At 65.5% G+C, this 18,391-nt stretch carries 1 protein-coding gene (only partly in view); it reads right to left on the bottom strand.

All coding sequences use genetic code 11. The features are described from left to right. A protein-coding gene (locus ACFVMC_RS28830) for a glycerophosphodiester phosphodiesterase family protein (protein WP_379215411.1) crosses the window boundary here: on the bottom strand, positions 1-18,391 show its 5' end (the start). The gene continues 97,928 nt to the left of window position 1, outside the view; the window shows 18,391 of its 116,319 coding nt (coding positions 1-18,391); it begins with the start codon at positions 18,389-18,391; its stop codon lies beyond the left edge, outside the window.

Here is an 18,391-nt window from a genome sequence, read left to right as displayed (position 1 = left end):
CGATGAACGAGTCGACTACCGAATTCGCCTCGGCGGGGAGATCAGCGCCGTGTTCGGTGATCGCGCTCAACAGGCGACCGAGGTCCTCCAGCGCCTCGGCGCCGACCGGCTCCATCCGGATGACCATCGACCGTAGACGGCGAGCCACCACGTCGAGCGCCTCCGCCGTGGGAACGGTGGGCTGTGGTTCTGTCTCTGGATCAGAGTGCGATTGCGATGTGTCGTGCCGCCCGGACTCACTATCGGTGCGCACCGTCAATAGTTCGGAACCATCGGGTGCGAAGGCACGGAGAGTTGTCACCGAGGTGGTCGAATCCTGGACCAGAGTGGCACGCCAGTCCTGGCTCATTGCCGCATCGATGGCCAGCCGCTCCGCCAATGTGCCCGACTGGCTGCCGAAGCCCCAGTCCGACAGTATTTCGTCGAAGCCGGCGCCGGGCAACAGCATGTGCGGAAGCACATTCAGCCCGGCGCCGTTACCGCGGCGCATCGGACCGAGTGCGGTTCCCGGACCACCCAGGACCTGCATGCGGTGGTCTTTCCACACCTGCGCGAGGAACTCCCTGACCACGCCATCGCCAGGCTTGCGCGCGAGACCGGAGAACCACTTGGCCAACGTAGCCGTGACTGCCAGCTCGTTGACCGAGTGCACTCCGTGCTCATCGGTGTCGAACCCGTTCTCGCCGAAGTGGTTGATCAGGAAGTCGCGGTACCTGCTCTCATCATCGCCACCGAGGAAACCGCGCAGCGTCCGGTCGAGTGCCTCGAGATCGACCCATTTCCGGATCGGCCCGTACATGGCCTTCGCCGTTTCGTACGCCAGAAGTGACACGGGAGCGCTGATGCCATCGGCGGAAAGACCGGTGGGCAGGTCTCGGCTCACGATCTCCTGCACGGCGTCGGTGTCCGTGAACACCGAAGGATCCAGTACCAGCACCGGGAAGGCGCGCTCGCGTTCTTTGTACAGGTAGGTCTTGCTGAACGAGGTCGAGTCGGGTGTCTCGCCGGACTGCATCGAGCGCAGGCTCGCGGTCGCGAGTTCCCGAGGCAATCCACCAGGCAGGAGCTTGTCTGCCTGCGCCAACAGCTCGAGGAATTCACCGAATCTCGCGACGGGGATCTCGGGATTGTCGTCGATGCCAACCAATCTCGCGTTGAGACCGGAGTAGTTTTCGGAAATGCGGGATTTGCGCGCTCGCAGGATTTCGGCGACCGGCATCGCGGCTTCGTCCGCATTGCCCGAGCCTGCGAGGACACCGTCGTCCCTCGGACCAGTCACCAGCTCATAGAGCAACTGCTCGCCGGTGGTGACGTTCTCGAATCCATAGGCCGCCACCGCACCGAAGGCTTCAGCGAACGCCTCGTGCAGATCCAACCGGCGGACACCGTGGTTCGACCTCGCATGATCGGCCGGAAGGCGACTGTATCCCGAGAACTGCCCGTCGTACCATCTCTCGAATCCGGCGCTGCTGTAGTCCCCGGTTATCGCGTGGTAGGCCCGCTGAAGAAGATCGGTAACGACATCGTTGCCGATACTCAGGATGCCATTCGCATCGAACGAGTACCGGCTCGCCAGCCACGATTCGAACTCGGCGTCGTCACCGTTGACAGTCTCGTCGAATACCGCACGGAGGCCGTGCACGGCATGTTCAGTGAAGGTGCGCGCAGGCACCGAATATACTGCCGCGTGCCCAATTTCGTGACGAATGGTGTTCTTCAGGACCTCGCCAAGCAAACCCACCAATTCATCGCGCTCGAGCGCAGCCGTATCCTGCCGATTCGCCCGGGCCAGGTTTCTGAGGTCCGACCTATTGAAATCGATCGAAATTTCTGCATCACCGGTGACCCGCGGAACACTGAACCGTTCGTACTCCGTCGCTGCGAATGCGTGTTTTCCATCGCCGGCGTCCATATCCGTGACACGGAGCCGGTTCAGTCTGATCCACGGATACTCGTCGAGCAGGTCGGCCACGGTGGCGAGGATTTCCTCCAGCGCCTGCACGTCGATAGCCGGGTCGCCGAATCCGTTTGTCCACTGCACGGACACATGCCGCCACTTGCGGTCTTTCTGGTACCACTGGCTCTCGTTGAATTGCTCGATCGCATCTCGCTTGGCCTGCTGGCGTGTGGCGAGATCCAGCTCGGAATCCGCCAGCGCCTGTTGCAAACGATCCAGCTCGGCCGTGATCGCCGGGTCGGAATCCTGAAGCATCTGCAAATCACGGAGTGCCGAACGCCCCACTCGCACTGCTTCGGCGAGCTGCCGCAGCTCCGCCAGCGCTGCTCGGCCTGCCTCGGCCGGCATGTCCCGATGCACCACCATCTCGAGCGCAGCAGCCACCACGTCTGCGTCGGACAAATCCCCGACCCGATCACGCAACGTGTCCAGCAGCTGCCGCCGATCCGACTCCGAGGCCGCGATCCGCTCACGAATCAACCGCTCATGACTACTCGTATCGATATCGCGCGCCGCACCGCTGTTCAGCCCATATCGGAACGTATACCGGTGCCCGAGCGCATTTTCGAGATCATCGCCTTCGGCGACGATCGGCTCGACGCCTGCGCAGTCTTCCAACGCAGCCTCGACAACCGCATCCCCGCCGATATGGGCGACTTCGAGCTGCACTACCTTCGCGCCCTTGATATCGATCAATTCGATGCCGATATCGAGCGACGCATCCGGCCCGAGCGCGTGGAACAAATCCCGCAGCCGATCCGCCGCGGCGTAAATGCCGCGACCTGACGAACCCGGCGGCAACGCGCCGACGATGAGCTCATGGATCTCACGGCTCCCCAGCACCGCGCCCGCTACCCGCCGGAACGTGGTCCGGCGATCGGCGGTCGCATCGACCATGTCCGCCAGCAAACGCTGCAGGGACCCCAGTCGACGCTTCCCCACCGCCAAGATCTCGGCGGCATCGTCGGACGCCCCCGTCGACTCCAGCCGGCTCCGCAGCTCATCGCGAGCCGAGAACTCCGCCGCCACAAGCCCTTTGAGCTGCCACAACTCGGCCAGCAGGATCGTTTGCTCCCCGGAAGCCACGTCCGGATCGGACGCTCGCCGAAGCGCGGCGCGCACCACGTCCGCCGGCTCCGCGGCGGAGCCATCCAACCGGACCCGCAACGCCTCGACCGCTGCGGTCACCTTCGACGCCGCCCCCGCCACGTCGGTACGCAGCTGCTCGATCTCGGCATCAGCAACGTCAGACACCGAACCGGCTGTCGCACCACCGGTTTCAGCATCCAGGGAGTCGGGCTGACTGCCCCGCGTATTCGAGCCATCCGAGGCTGCCACATCCGAATTGACGGCACCAGCACTGTTCCGGACTGTCTCGGCTACATCCGAGTCAGCGATATCGACCACCGTGCCGTCAGCTTGCCCGGCCGACACATACCGGAACTCGATCACCGCTCCGGCATCGAGTGCGGCCCTGGCCCCGGGTTCCCGACGCAACGTATCCGCTAGTGCGCGTAGCAAACCAGTTGTGCCATCTGTCGGCGAGCCGACCACGATCATCCGCTGCCCGGCACCGTCGGCAGTCGGCGCGACACCGACCCGCCCCCAGATCGGGTCCGCACCGGCATCCCGCAAGGCGGCAAGCCCAGCTTTCCGGTTCTCCAGCAGCTGGATCTCCGCCTCTAGGCGCTGCGCCGAGCCGTACTTGCCGAACCACAGACGGAACGGCCACGTCAGGGGATCCGACCGCTTACCATTCCACCCGCTGAGCAGCTCGTCCGGCCGCTGAATTCCCACCGATTCGGCGCGGCGACGCAACTCCTGCCTCGCGCGCACCAATTCCGCTCGCAGAGTGGCGATCTCCGACGAATCGCCGTCACCGAGCTCCGCCAACCGCAAATACAGCGCCTCGATCTCAGCGACGGACTCCGCCACTCTCGGCAACCGATGCGCCCTGTCGAAGGCATCGGCACTGTCCTCAGCCGAATCGTGCGCTTCTGACAGAAGGCGATGCGCCTCCTCCAACTGTGCTTGCAGACCATCCAGCGGGTTGAATGTCGACGGATCATTTTCGTCCCAGCTATCCAGGTCGTTGTCCCACCAAGCCTCGTCGAAATAGTCACTGTCGTCCCCGCAGAACAAGTCCTCGAGGTCATTCGCGAACGAGGTAGAGCCGCCGGCTTCGCTGTATTGCCGAACGGCCGTCACGGCCTCCTGGTACGCGAGCACCACGGCGGGTGTGACAACAAATGCGTTGTCGACCAGCCACTCTCGCAGCAGGGGTTTCGGATTGAACCATCGGGGCGGCTTCGGAATTTTCGTGCCCGGCAACAACCGATCGAAGATCCGCCCAAGTCGTCGCTCGGCTTCCTCCAATTCCGCCCGAGGTGAATCCTCTGTTCTTGTATCCGTCCCCTGCGATCCACCGGGCGCCTCTTGCGCCACGACTTCCAGATACGCCCCGGAGGCATCCGCCCACGCCTGCAACTCCTGTGTGAACGCCGCCGCCAGTCCAGGATCCGCGTCCACATCCACGTGGAGCTCGACTACCGCAACCCCACCGTCGAGTGCCGAACGTAGCCGCACCCAAGCCAGTTTCCGATCGGACCCGTTCGACGCCTGGACCACATTCACACTCAGATCACCGGACACCGTCCCCGACCCGGACACCGATACGTCGGCCAAACCGTCGACCAGCTCGGCGAACACCTGATCAGCAGTATTGATACCGCCCTTGATCACCGCAGAAACGGTTCGCGAAGCCACACCGCCGACTTCCAAGACCGGCAAGCTCGCAAGCTCGTCCTGCAATCGGTCCTTTTTGTTTTGCAAAAACCGCCGACGGGTTTGCGCATTGTCCCAGTCGTCCAGCACGATGCTGAACCCCCATTTGCGGTACCATTTGCCTTCTTCGTATCCCGCCTCCACTGTCGCTTGTTGTTTCAGCTGCTCCCAGGACCAACCTGCAATGTCCTCAGCCGATATGCCGTACCCACCGTCCTCATGCTTCTGCAAGAGCCGGTCTCTGATATCACGCTCGGCCTCTCCTGCTGCTGTCTCGGTATCAGACAACAGTTTTTCGACGTCCCGCAATTCGGCCTGAAGCCGCACCCTCCTGGATTTGTCCGACTCCACACGAGCAGAACCCCTCGAACTTGCCGGTCCTGTCGAAACAGGCTTCGCCCCAGCAGTTTTCGTAGCGCTCGGTGCGATCTCCGAAGCCTGCGGGCGCGGCGGGTTATCGCCGGAAGTACGTGTGGGGCCAGCAGACACCACCTTCACCGGCTCCGAACGAGCCGCCCGCCGCCTATTCTCACGATTGGTCAGGTCACCCCGCTCGATATCCAGCGAACGAACAGCCTCCACAGCCGCATCCCACGCCGCCAACAAACTCCGCAGACCATCGGACGCCGACCCATCCCGAACACGCTTCCGCGCCTCGGACGCCACCTTCGCATCCGACAATCCAACGACCGAAGCACCCAGCAACCCACGAAGCGCACCCGCGGCCTCGGCCTTCGGTGCGGCGATCCGCCGCCTCAACGACTCGTGCTCCACGTCATAGGCAGCACGCTCGACCTCATCGAGACGCGCCAATCCCGCGGCCAGCTCCTCCGGCGAACCCTCTTGGGCAAGCACCCGCTTGACCGCCTCCGACACCACCTTCTTCGGCGCCCACTCAGCCGCATCCGGCACACCGGCCCCCACCAGCACACCCCGCAACGACTCCACCACCGTGCCCCACGCACGCGAATGCGCCTCCAGCGCTTCGGACTCCTCAACCGACCGATCCGGAACAACAGGAACCGCCATCACCGGCGAAACAGCATCCTGCGCCGCCACCAACGGCTGGTCGACCGGATCGCTTTCGGAGCTGTCCTCGACAGGCACCGCCCCAGCGTCCTCGCCCGACTGCTCTCCGGCGGATTCCCTCTCGCGCAGCTCATCCGATGCCGCAGGTTCCGACCGCTGTCCGTCGTGCAGCCGACGCCCGGGCTCCCGATCGGTCTTGCGCGGTGGCCACGATTCTTCTCGGGGATCCCAGGGAACACCGACATTCGGGTAGGTGCCCTCACCCGAATCTGAGTGTTCACCAGGTGGTACCGGAGTCGAAGCAGTACTCGAGGCGGAGGCGTCACTGCGAGGCGCGGCCAAGTCCGCCAGCAACCGATGTACGGGCCGGAGGCGGCGCCTGCCCTTACCCACCGCCACGATCTCGGCGGCGTGTTCCGGCGACCCGGTCGACTCCAACTGGCTCCGCAGCTCATCGCGAGCCGACCGCTCGGCCGCCACCAGTCCCTTGAGCTGCCACAACTCGGCCAGCAGGATCGTTCGCTCGGCCGGCGCCAGGTCCGGATCGGCTGCCCGGGCGAGCGCGGCATCCGCCACGTCCGCCGGCTCCGTCGCGGTGCTGCCGAGCCGGAGCCGGAGTGCTTCGACCGTCGCGGTCACCTTCGATGCCGCCCGCGACACGTTATTACGCAGGCGCTCGAGCTCGGGATCGGCGGCGTGCGGGGCCGAACCGTCTGTCGCACCGTCGGTTTCGGGATTCGATGCGGCGGCGAGCTGAGCCTCGAACGCCTGCTGCACCTCCTCGAGCTTCCGCAACCGTTCGAACTCGGTCAGGTTGCGTCCATCCGGGCCCGGAGCCTTTGCGGCGGCGATCATTTCGCGCAGCCACTGGTGGGCTTCGCCCCGTTCGGCGCGCTCGGTGAACGCCTTATCCGCCGACCGGTATAGCCCCTGGACGATCCGGGTCGCTTCAGCGGTGGCCTGTGCCTCGGCGTTGCGCTCGTGCTCGGCGACCTGGGCGGCGAGGTCACTGATCTGCCGCAGCTGCGGCAGCCGCTCGAGCGATCCGGCGAACTGCCCGAGCCGCGCCTCGAGTTCGTCGAATTCCGACTGGAGCGTTGACCTTTCAGTCTCGTACTTCGCGCGCTCGTCCATCAGCTCCCGGCGATGCTGCTGTCGTGCCTCGCGTCCGGCCTGCAACTGCTCGAGCTGCGCGGTCGCGTCGCCGGTCCCCAGCATCTCCTGTACAGACGGCAGCCGGGTGGAGTCGAGTTCTCCGGTGATCCGGGCGATCTCGGCATCGGTCTCGGCGATGCGTGTCCGCAGGTCCGCGACCAGCTCCGGAAGGTGGGCCGGCAGTGCAGCGGTCTCGTGGGGGCCCATCGGCGGCGGGACCAGCAGGAGATTGCGTGCCTTGTCGTTCCACTCCCGCCGTGCCTGGGCACGCTCGCGGCGCTTGTCCGCGATTTCGGCTCTGAGCGTGTCGATTTCGGCTTGCTGGTCGCCGGACCACAGCACCTCGTCGGCGACCACCTCGACTGTGCTCTCCTGCGCGGCGAGGCGTTCGCCGAGCTGCCGCAGTTCCTCGTCGAGCCGGTCGACGGTATCGGCGGATTCGAACAGGCCCGCTATGTCGGCCATCCCGGTCTCACCCGCCGCGACCTGCGGTACCTGCGCGGCCAGCACCTGCACTGCGCGACGGAATCCAGCGGCCTGCCGATGCAGCGCAGTAGCGCTGGGCACATCCTCGTCGCTGCCGGAGGCCGCCGGGGCGGTCGGCTTCGCGGACGTCCACGCCCCGTTTTGCCATTGTTCGAGAGTTCCGTCCGCGCGAACCTGCCGGACCTCGACCGTAAACCCGCGTTGCGACCAGGCCTGGCGCACTCGCGCATCCACGATCGGGTCGGTCTCCCCGGCCGGCGAAACGATCATGATTCGGTTGTCGGCGATCCGTGCCCACTCACTCAGTGCGATGCCGCCGAACCGTTCGAGTTCCGCGCGAGCGGTCGTCGCGGCACATTCCGCGCGGTAGCGGTCGTAATCGGCCAGTGCGGCGGCCACTCGATTCTGGTCGGCCGCGGGTAGCTCCGCCACCGCACGCGCTTCGGCAGCCAACTCGTCGACTGTCAACCCGCGCAGCCGATCTCGATCATCGGTCAGGCTGGCGAGTACGTCCTCCAGCCGTTGGCCGACTTCCGAAGCGCGCGAATCGGGATCGGGCGAGGCAGCAGCACCATCGATCCACTGGTAGAGGGGCTTGCGCACTTGTTCCAGCCGCGCCAGCCGTTCGGCCGCGGTCGAATCCTCACCGCCGGCGAACATCGGCAGCATTTCGCTGAACTGTTTGGCAAACGCGATCCGCCGTTCACGGTCGGAGATCATCACGGCAATGTGCCGAGAGATCTGTTCCTCGAAATCGACGACCTTTCTCGAGGCTTCCGCTTCGAGTTGCTCGATTTCCTGACGGGTCCGGTCGGCGTGGGTGGCGGCTTCGTGCAGTGCGCGCAGCGTGGCCATACGGTTCGAGTCGGCTGTATTCAGGCTGTCCAGGGTCACCGCGGCTCGGTCGCGCTGGGTCTGCCACCGCGTTCGCTGCTCGGCGTGCTCGGCGCGGACGGCTTCCAACCTCGCCCGCTGGATGCGCAGGGCATTGGCGCGGGCCTGCATCCGGGATCGTTGTGCCGACGCGTCGACACTCGTGGCGGCGTCGGGCTGGGTGCGATCGAGGTGGTCGATCTCAGCGCTGAGCTGGTCGATTTCGGCTGTCCGGCGGGTGATCTCCTGATCGGCGGCCTCGATCCGCGCCTCGAGCGCGGACACGGTCTCGGACACGCGATACGGCATCGCACCGGTCGTATGGGAGCCCGCCTCGGGCAGATCCAGCGCCATCCGGTCGGCGATCTCGAACCATTTCGCCCGCGCCTGCGGTCGTTCGCCTCGAAGTTGAGCTGCTCGGGCGCGCAGTTGGTCGAGTTCGGCGAGCTGCCGAGTGGCCTCGTCACCCTCGGTGGCGGTGAGACTTTCCAAGCTCTCGACGATGTTCTCGTCGAGTTGCTCGAGTTCGGTGTCCAGATCGTCGACCACGGTCGCGGCCGCGAACAATGCCATGACATCGGCAAACCCCTCGGACGCGCCGGAGTCCTTCGTACTCGAAGGCATCTGTTGCGCCGAACTCAATGCATCCACGACCGCACGGAGTGTTTCGTGCTGCTGACTGAGTACATCACGCTGCTTCAACAGCAGTGCGCCCCTGGTGAATCCGGTCAGCTCCGGTTCAGCGGCCGGTGCTGTGGACGGCTTCGCCTCCCACCGACCGTCCTCCCACCACTCGACCACGACACCGCCGACAGCATCCACCCGGCGCCGCTCGACCAGCACCCCGCTCGACTCCATCGCCTGCAACACATCGGCATCCAGAAGCGGATCGCTCAGCCCATCGGCGGTGGCGATCACAAGCCGGTTGCCGAGCACCCGCCCCCAAGCGCTGATGGCATCACCGCCCAGGCGGTCGAGTTCCTGACGGGCGGCAGCGGTCCGCCGCTCCTGCGCGGTCGCGGCAGCGGTGTCGTAATCGGTTAGTACGTCGGCCAGCAACTGCTGCTTCGACAACCCCGTTGCACCATCGATCGCCTGCAGACGCTGCCATTCCGGTGAGCCCTCTTCGGGTTCGGACATCAGCTTGCGCGCGGTAGCCAACCGCTCCGACAACGTCCACTCGGGATCGACCACGCCCTCGAGCGCGGCGGCGAGTCGCCTGTTGATCTCGTTCCGCTCGTCCGCGGACCAGCCCTCCGCCTCCGCGACGACGGCGTCATAGGCGGCAAGCACGTCACCGAGCCATTGCCGCACAGTGTCGTCGAGATCATCGGCGTCCGGTCCATTGAACACCGCTCGGGCCTCGGCCAGCAGTTCTGTCGGGGGCAGACCCGCCAGCCACGCGGAATCGGCCACGATCGCTCCCATGACCGCTGCCAGTGGTTCGGCCACAATGGCCGCGGCACGGGATTCCGCGCTCAGCGCAGTCCCGGCGTTGTCGATACCGGAATCGGCCACGGCCGGTGGCCCGATCTTCGCCTCCAGCTTGCGCCGAACCCGCTCCAGCTTCGTCAAACGCTCCAGGGCAGTCGGTGCGACGCCGTCGACATCGCTGTTCGCCGCGGCGATGTCGACGCTGAGCTCCTTGCGGAGTTCCAGGCGTTCGGCCGGGCTCGGAGCTGGATCCTGCTCTGCGATATAGGAATTGAGCTGTTCGAACAGCCGCCGCGGGTAGGCGTCGGCTCTAGCCGTCGCGGTTTCGGGATCGGGCCGTGGCCCGATTTTCGCCTCGAGCTTGCGCCGCACCTCTTCGAGTCCCGCCAACCGCTCGAACGGTGTCAGCGCCACATCGTCGACGGCGCCGTGGGCCGTCAGGATGTCATCGCTGAGTCCCTTACGCAGCCCAGGTTTTCCCGGTCGCAGCCCGTGCTTTTCCGGATGCTCGGCGAGATACAACTCGAGATGTTCGAACAGCTGCTTCGGGAGGGCGTCCGCTTTCGCGGTGGCGGTTTCGAGCAGTTCGTCCTGTTGGCGGCGCTGGATGGCGACGTCACGCAGAACTCGCAGTGCCGCCAGCTTGTTCACTATCCAGTGATCCGCTTCCCGGTACGGCATCTCGCCGGTCTCGTGCGGGCCGGGCTCGGGCAGACGCACCGACAGCCGGTCGATGAGCTCGTACCACTCGGCTCGCGCCTGCGCACGCCGGGCCCGCAGGTCCGCCGCCTGCGACGAGCTTCCGGAATCGCCGAGCCGTTCGAGCTCGGCATCGATCTGATCGACGGTATCGGCTGCTTCGAAGAGCGCCAGCACATCGTCGATACTCGGGTCGCCCTCGACGTCGAGCAGGCTCTCCGCCAAAGCATCCCGGATCGGGCCGAGCTCCAGATACTGCGACCGCAACGCCGCATACCGGCGTTTCAGCGATTCCCCTTCGCCTTCCGGCGACGCTTCGGTGGTCTCGGCCGCCGTTGTCTGCTCCTCCGACAGCGGCTCCCAGATATCGTCCCGCCACCGCTCGAGAATCGGCGCACCGGAGTCGTCGACTCGCACACGCCACCGTTCGATCTCGTATCCTGCGGATTCGAGTGCTTCGCGCATCGACGGCGTGAGCGTCACATCGCTGGCATTCTCGGCTGTGACCACCACGATCCGGCCGTCGACCACTCGCGCCCCGGCGCTGATCGCGATACCACCCAAGCGCTCCAATGTCGCAAGGACGGTGGCATCCATCAGTTCGGCCCGTCGGCGTTCCACTTCGGCCCGCCAGCGTTCCCGCTCGGCGACAAACGTATCGTGGGTGGCGAGCGCGGCCACCAATATCTGCCGCGCCTCGTCCTCGAGTTTGGTGCCGGCCACCTCTTTTCGGGCCGCAAGCAGGAGTTCATCCGTGGTTTTCCCCGCGGTGTCGACCACTCCCTCGAGCCCCTCGAAGAGCTGGCTGCCGATCTGCGGAGGCGCGGCAATCGGCCAGCCTCCGTCCTCGCGCTGAGCTCGGTCGTCCTCGTAGGCGATCAGACTGTCGGCGAGCTGCTCCTGGACATCGGTCGGGATGTTTTTGAAAGTCTCGCTGCCCATCACCTTTCGCGCCTCGGCTACCAAATCGTCCAGGCTCGCCCCCACCAGACGTTCGGGCAGTTCGTCGGCCTCAGTGAGCGCGGCCACCAAGGTCTTTCGCGCGTCCGCACCCAGGTCGGTATCGTCCAGTGCCTCCACAACCGCGGCCAGCAACTCATCCGAGCTCAGTCTCTCCGGCCGATCCACCACACCTCGGAGCCCTTCGACCAGGTTCTCCTTGATGGTTCCACGCGACCACGCCAGCGCAGGTGCCAGTGCGACCTCCAGAAGGACTCCGACCGACTGCGTCCGGTACTCGGCAGTACGCGCACGCTCCAGATCGACTTCCTCTTCCTCCTCCGGAGGTCCCTCACCGCCACCGATGATGGCCGTGACCTCAGCTTGGGTCAGCGGCTTGTCAGCACGCGAGTACTCGGCCAGTCCTGCGGAGATTTGAGCGATGGGTTCCAGGGATTCGGCGGGTGCACCCGATTCGTCGTGGGCGAGGTACTTTTCCCGTTCGCCCGTGCGGCCGAAACGCTTGGTGCCCGGCAACGACACCTTGGTCTGTACACCGCCGAAGGAGGGGGCCATCGGGTTCATGCCGAGGCGGCCGAAGAATGACGACTCCTCACCCGGATGCGTTTTGCCGAATACGGTGTACGGATCGTCCAGGTCCGCGATGATCGTGACGTTCTCGGCGCCGATTCCGAACTGGTCGGCGGTCTCGACCGGTCCCATACCTGGCGAGTTGACCACCGTGATGGCGTCGACCTCTTCCGCCAGCCTACTTTCGACGTGGCCGATCACGGTGCTGCCGTAACCGCTGCCGACCAGGTGAACGAAGGCCGGACGGTCACGGGCGGCATTGATCTCGGTGATATCCCGGACCAGCAGATCGGCACCCGCTGCCGCAGAATCGGTGTCGCCCGCGAACTTCAGGCTCCGGCCGCCCTTCGGGGCGTCGTAGCCGAGCCAGACGAGCGTGGCGACCCGGCGGCCCGGATCCTCGCGCTGAGTTTGAATGTGATGGTTGAGTCCATCCTCGAGCTCGGTCCCCATCGACTCGACGGTCGCGCCGATACCTGGCACCAGCACCGAATTGGTATCGGAGGTATAGGGGTTGCCGATCGAGACCACCGCACGGCCCTTGCCGTCGAACGCGGTGGCGTCGAAGTCAACCAGGTACACATCCAGGTCTGGATGGGCATCCCGGATATCCGCGAGGTACTGGTGGATGGCCTCGAGGTTCTTCCGTTCACGGCGCTCGGCCCGGGTCAGCAACCGGTGCGGTCGGTCGTGAAGTTCGGCGAGCCTGCGTTCGGCCTCGAATTCCTTCGCGGCGAACTCGGCGGTGGGGTCGCTGTCGATGGGATCAGCGTTGACGTCAGCTTCTACCGGATCGGCAACGACGTCAGCCTCGACGTCCGCCGAGTCGAGGTCGGCGTCAGCGTCAGCGTCAGCGTCAGCGTCAGCGTCAGCGTCAGCGTCAGCGTCAGCGTCAGCGTCAGCGTCAGCGAGATCGATGGCGACAGGATCACCGGTGTCAACCACCTCCGGATCGTCGTCGGCCGGAGCCGACGTCACAGGCGGGTTGTCCGCCAGCCGCCGCAGCTCTTGGACGGCGGGTGTGGTGTCGGGTTCGCCGACTGGGAAGTCCCCGACTTGTACCAGCACTGAACCTTCGCCCGCGTCCAGCGCGGAACGCGCCGCCCCCATTGCCCGGCCTACCGAATGCGCGGTCAGGTCTGGCTCGGAGATCACTTTCGGATCAGCGCTGTCGCCGATCCGAACGGCCACCCGGCCACCAGATGGCTTGGGGTTGAAAGTGATCAAGCGGACCGGCGCATCGGTCTGCTGCATGGCCGAATCCATCTGGTTGCGTAGGACAAGCAGCATCTTGAACCGCTCGAGCTGCTCCGGAGACAGTTCCGGGTCAGTAATCCGTCGCTGCAGCGCAGCAGGCCCGGCGAATTTCTCCAACGACTCGGCGAACGACCGCAAGTTCGCCTGGTGCCGCCAGTCCTCCGGGATTCCTTCGGCATTGCCGACCTGGGCGCTGAATGCTCGTGCGAATATGCGACGCTCAGCGTCCGATTCGAATCCCTCCCAGAACGCTTTGTTCGCGGCCGCGTCGGCGTCCTTGCCGATCATGCGGCCCGCTACCGCGTCGAACAGCTTCTGGAACTCGGCCTGGATCTCGGCGGGTGTCCTTGTCCGGGTATCGGTTTCGGCGTCGGTCTCCTCCGGCGCGGGGTCCGAATCAGCGCCGGCTTCCGTCTGCGAGTCGTCGGCGGTCTCGAGCTCATCGCCATCGACCGCGGCATCAATCTCGTCACCTGCTGCCGGAGTGCCCTCCGTTTCAAGGGGCTCATCGACTTCGGGATCGCCGACGATGTCGTTCTCGACAACCTCCGCGGCACCAGCCTCGCCGCCCTGTTCAGCCGCTGGAGCCGCGAGCGCGGTCTCATCGGCGGTGGGCTCGGCGCCATCGCTCGCAGTGACCGCAGTCTCAGCAGCATCGGCGGGCGCTACCGCCGAATCACCGTCGGCGGCAGCAGTTCCGACCTCCTCGACGTCAGCCTCATCATCGAGGAGATCACTCGTTGCCTCGACCTGTGTCTCACCACCGACGACCTCGTCTCCAGCAAGATCGACCGCTTCGACGGCGTCCGACTCCGTTGCGGCACCACCGGCGACGGCATCGGGCTCGACCAGCTCCGCTGCTTCGACGATCGCCTCATTCGCAGTACCGGTGGGCTGAGACTTGTTGGTCGCGGCAGCAACCGGGGTAGCCCCCCTTCCGTCAGCGTTCGCGGCGATTGGCCCGCCGCTGCCGGTCTCCCCGCCGGTGACAGCATCGGTCCCGACAGCAGCGACGCCACCGGCCTCGTCGGCCGAATCCCCGACAGCCTGTACCTGATCGGTCTCGACACCGTTCTGCTCCGAACTCCCGACGTCGGGATCGGTTCGAACGACCGCAGTGTCGACTGGGCCTGCCGCCGACTCCTCCTCAGCGGCAACAGTTTCGGTCACCACCGCAGGGACCGGCACGGCGTTCGGATCAGGCTCCGCCGCCGCGGCCCCGGTCTCGGCAACATCGCCTGCTTCTTCGATTCCAGCCGCCGCCTGGGCAGCGGCAGCGGCGACTACTTCGGGCCCGACAGGTTCCGCCAGAGTCTCAACTGCCGCGGGGTCGGCCGCGTCCGTTGCGACAGCTTCGGGCTCGACCAGCTCCGCTGCCTCGACGATCGCCTCATCCGCAGCGCCAGCGCGCTGAGACTCATTGATCGCGGCAGCAACCGGGGCAACCACCGTCTCCTCAGCGCTGGCGGCGTTTGCCACACCGCTGCCAGTCTCCCCGCCGGTGACAGTATCCGTCTCGACAGCAGCGACACCGCCCGCCTCGTCGGCCGAATCCGCAACGACCTGTGCCTCATTGGTCTCGACGCCGTCTTGCTCGGCCCCTTCGGCGCTGATGTCGGACTCACCAGCCGCGGGATCGACGGCAGCCCCGGCAAATTCGGCCTCGGAATCCGCAGGGTCTGCCACCACGGCCGCAGCGGCTTCCAGCTCAGCCTGGGCAGTCTCCAACTCGTCCGACAGTTCATGCAGCGACACTTTGTCTTCGTCGGTCATCAGCCGGAACAGTGAGCCGACAGCGGCGTTGGAGTCCTCATCGGTGAGGGGCTCGACCTTCGGTAGAACGTCGGCCAGCGGCTTCGGCTTCCGGCTCCGCGCCGAACGCGGCACAGCCTCAGGAGTCGTCACCGGATGAGTCGCCACCAACTCGCCGGTCTCGGCATCCCGGTTGTAGTAGATGGCGTAGGTTTCCCGTGCCGGGCCGTACCCGGGTGGGGTACGCACCGAATCGGCGGCTTTCCGGTTGTATGCGTACGTCTCGTCGGTCTCCGGGTCGTATACCCAGTTCGTCCGGGATTCCCGGTAACCCAGCAATGGCCTGCCGACCAGATCACCATTCGTGGATTCGTGCATCTGGACGATTACGACCGCCGCGCTCTTACCCGACCGGAACCTACCCAGCTTCCACAGTGGCGCAAAGGCTTTCGCGAGCGACTCGCTCTTGACCATGGTACCGCCGGCATCCTGCTGCACCTGCTGTGCGCTCAGACCCTTTAGGCCTGCATCCTCCGCCGTCCGCACCTTGACCTTGGTGGCTCCGAATCTGCGCAGGACAGCCATGATTCGCGGTATACCCGTCGACCGGGACGGGGTCGCCGACTGGTTCGCCTGTGGCGAGGAACCAGGTCGGTCCTCCGGTTTCCCGGGTTGCTCCTCAGCGGGCTGATCTTTGCTCTGATCAGCCAATGTCTTCGAGAACTTCTCCCCCTCAGCACTGGACTCATCGACGACCCGGCCGGCGAGGCCGCCCTCCAGCTTTGCAACCTGTCCGGCCTGCGGGTCAACCGCCTCCTTCTGCTTCTCAGCCGCTACGTCCTGCAAATCCCCCGATAGCCCGGACTCTTCCGCGCTCTCGGCGGCAGGGGAATCCGAAGGTTCCGGCTCCATGTCCAGCACAGGCGGCGCCGCCACAACCTGCTCGATCTCTTCGTGTCCAGCAGCAGGAATCGAATCTTCACTGTCGGAACTCGGAACGGCGACCGTCCGGCCATCCGTCCCGACGAGTGCGGCCGCGTCTACCTGGGCGCCGGGATCCTCCGCCACCTCTTCGCTCGCCGGATCGGCAATCGGCCCAGCGAGACTGCCCTCGGACTCCTGTTCCGCGCGCTGCTCAGCAGGCTCAGACTCAGTGAGCGCTACCGGCATGTCGGTGGGCTGTTCGACCTGCTCGGTTTCGAGCATATCGGCAGTCGCATGGACTTCCTCCGGGGCGAGCGCCATCCCATCGACTTCGCTCGGACCAGGTACTTCTTCATCCGTCGCCCCGGTTTGCAGCATGCCCTGCTGTGGATCCCCACTCCCAGCGGCCGCTGCGCGCGACTTACCAGCGGAAACGTCCCCATCCGCGTCAGCGGCGTCACTCTCGCTGTTCGGGCTCGGAATATCAGACCCCCAACTGGCCATTCCGAGGAGCGCAGCTCCCTCCACATGCGCGGCCGCGTCATCCGCTAGACGGGCGAACACATCCGAATTCTCGTCGAGCAGTTCGCCGTCACGGTCGTACCAGCGCTCGTCTTCTCGCCGACCGACCAGAATCACGACGGCGTCCCCGGCCATGGATACCGACGGCGTCAAGGACAATGTCTGGTCCGTGCCCACTCGCCGACCCTCGACCCGGGTGTTCGCGGACACCAGCGCGCGGGCAGCGCCATCGCCTTCCAGCACCCGCGCCAGTACCCGGACCAAGTCGACATCGCTGTCCGTGCCCGATGTCTCCACGATCAAACGCCGATCGTCGAGCTCACCTTCCACCCATGCCCGCGCCATCACCGGAGTTCCGTCGACACCCGGCACTTCTCGCCAAACACCGTCGGCCCGTTGGACTTCCTCCATGGGCGCCACCGATGCTCTGGACTGCGCGGTACCGTCGACGTTCTGATCGGCGGCACCGGGCTGAGACCCCGTCGCAGCCGGCGCTACCGAACCGACACCACTGGTAGCGGCCACATCCTCCGGCGTGACCTCCGAATCCGGCAGTGGATCGGCCAGTCCTCCCTCTGCCTGCGCTGCCTCCGGCAGAGCGCCTTCCTCGACCGCCGAGTTCGAAGCCTCTCCAATACCCTGGCCGGGCAGCTCGACACCCGATTTCTGCTGTCCAGCAACGATGTTCGGTTCGCGACCGGAATTCGACGCAGCCTCCGCGCTAGCCCCGGCGTTCGGCTTGGCATGGGCACCATCGACGCGAGACTCTTCGGTATACGCGCCGGTGCGCTGGTCTTGGTTCGCGTCGGACACTCCAGGAACGAAATCTTCAGGGCCGCTGTGGGGATCGCCCGCGCCGCCGCCTGGGCGCATACCAGTCGATGTCCCATTCACCCCTGTCCCGTCGGAACCACCGGGCTTGAAAGGACGTGGACCGCCGCCGCTCGTGCCATCGCCCGGTGGCGGAGGTGGATTGTTCGGACCGATGGGCCCGTCCGGCATCGCGGCGCCCGGCGGCGGAGCCGTTCCGTCGCGCCAGCCGTGATGGAAGTCCGATGCTTGCTGATGTCCGTAGACCGCACCCGTGGTTCCGCCGCTGAATAGTGCCCCCGTAATGCTTCGCCAGTCCCAGTCCCAGCTCTTGGCGATGACTCCGGTTGCAACCCATGCGGCGACCGAGGCGGCAACCTCCGCGGTCATACCCGGAACAGCGCCCTTGATCCAGCCGGCCATGTTCTTGTTCGCCACTGCCTGGTGAGCAAAGTACCCGACCGGGCCCGCAACACCACCCGCGATCGCGGAAATAGCGGCGTTCTGACCGACTTCCCCCCAGTCGTATCCGTCCTGACGCGATTTCTCGAGCCCGATGCCGTGCACCAGAATGCTCTGTGTCGCCAGTTCCTCGGCCGTGCCCTGGAACGCTTCCTCGAAAGCCTCCTGGAGCATCTGGAATACCGGGTGCACAAGGAATTTAGCGGCGGCGGGGCCGAAAAGTTTGGTCAAACTGAAGCCGATGCCCATCAGGAACTTCTTGCTGAGCATCTCGATGAATTCGCGGGTAGCCACGATCGCCGCGTGCTGAATGACCGGTGCTCCAGCACCGAGGGTAACCGCCCACAGAAGTTCCCCAGCCAACCAGAACAGCGCGAAGATCCAGGATACCTTCGTCTTGAAAGTCTGGTTGCCGAGTTCCTCGGCCGACTGCGCCATTTCGCGGAAAAGCGCGCTCATTTCCTCGATCGACGAGTCTCCGCTGCGCAGCGGATTGAGCACTCCGTCGATTATCGCGTCGCGGCCTTCGCCTGCCGGATAGACCTGCTCGGTCTGCTCGATCAACGCTTCCAGCTCAGGAGTCAGAGCGGCAATGTCTTCGCTGGCCTTATACCAGGCGTCAGCTATCGCCCAAAGCTCATCCTCATTGGCCTGCGGAAACTGAACACCAACGAGCCAGTCCACCCATGCAAGTGACGGTGGGACCTCAATGGCCAT

Origin of the sequence: Nocardia sp. NPDC127579, assembly GCF_042672005.1 — a bacterium.
Lineage (GTDB): Bacteria > Actinomycetota > Actinomycetes > Mycobacteriales > Mycobacteriaceae > Nocardia.
This window is presented reverse-complemented; position numbering and strand designations above follow the sequence as displayed.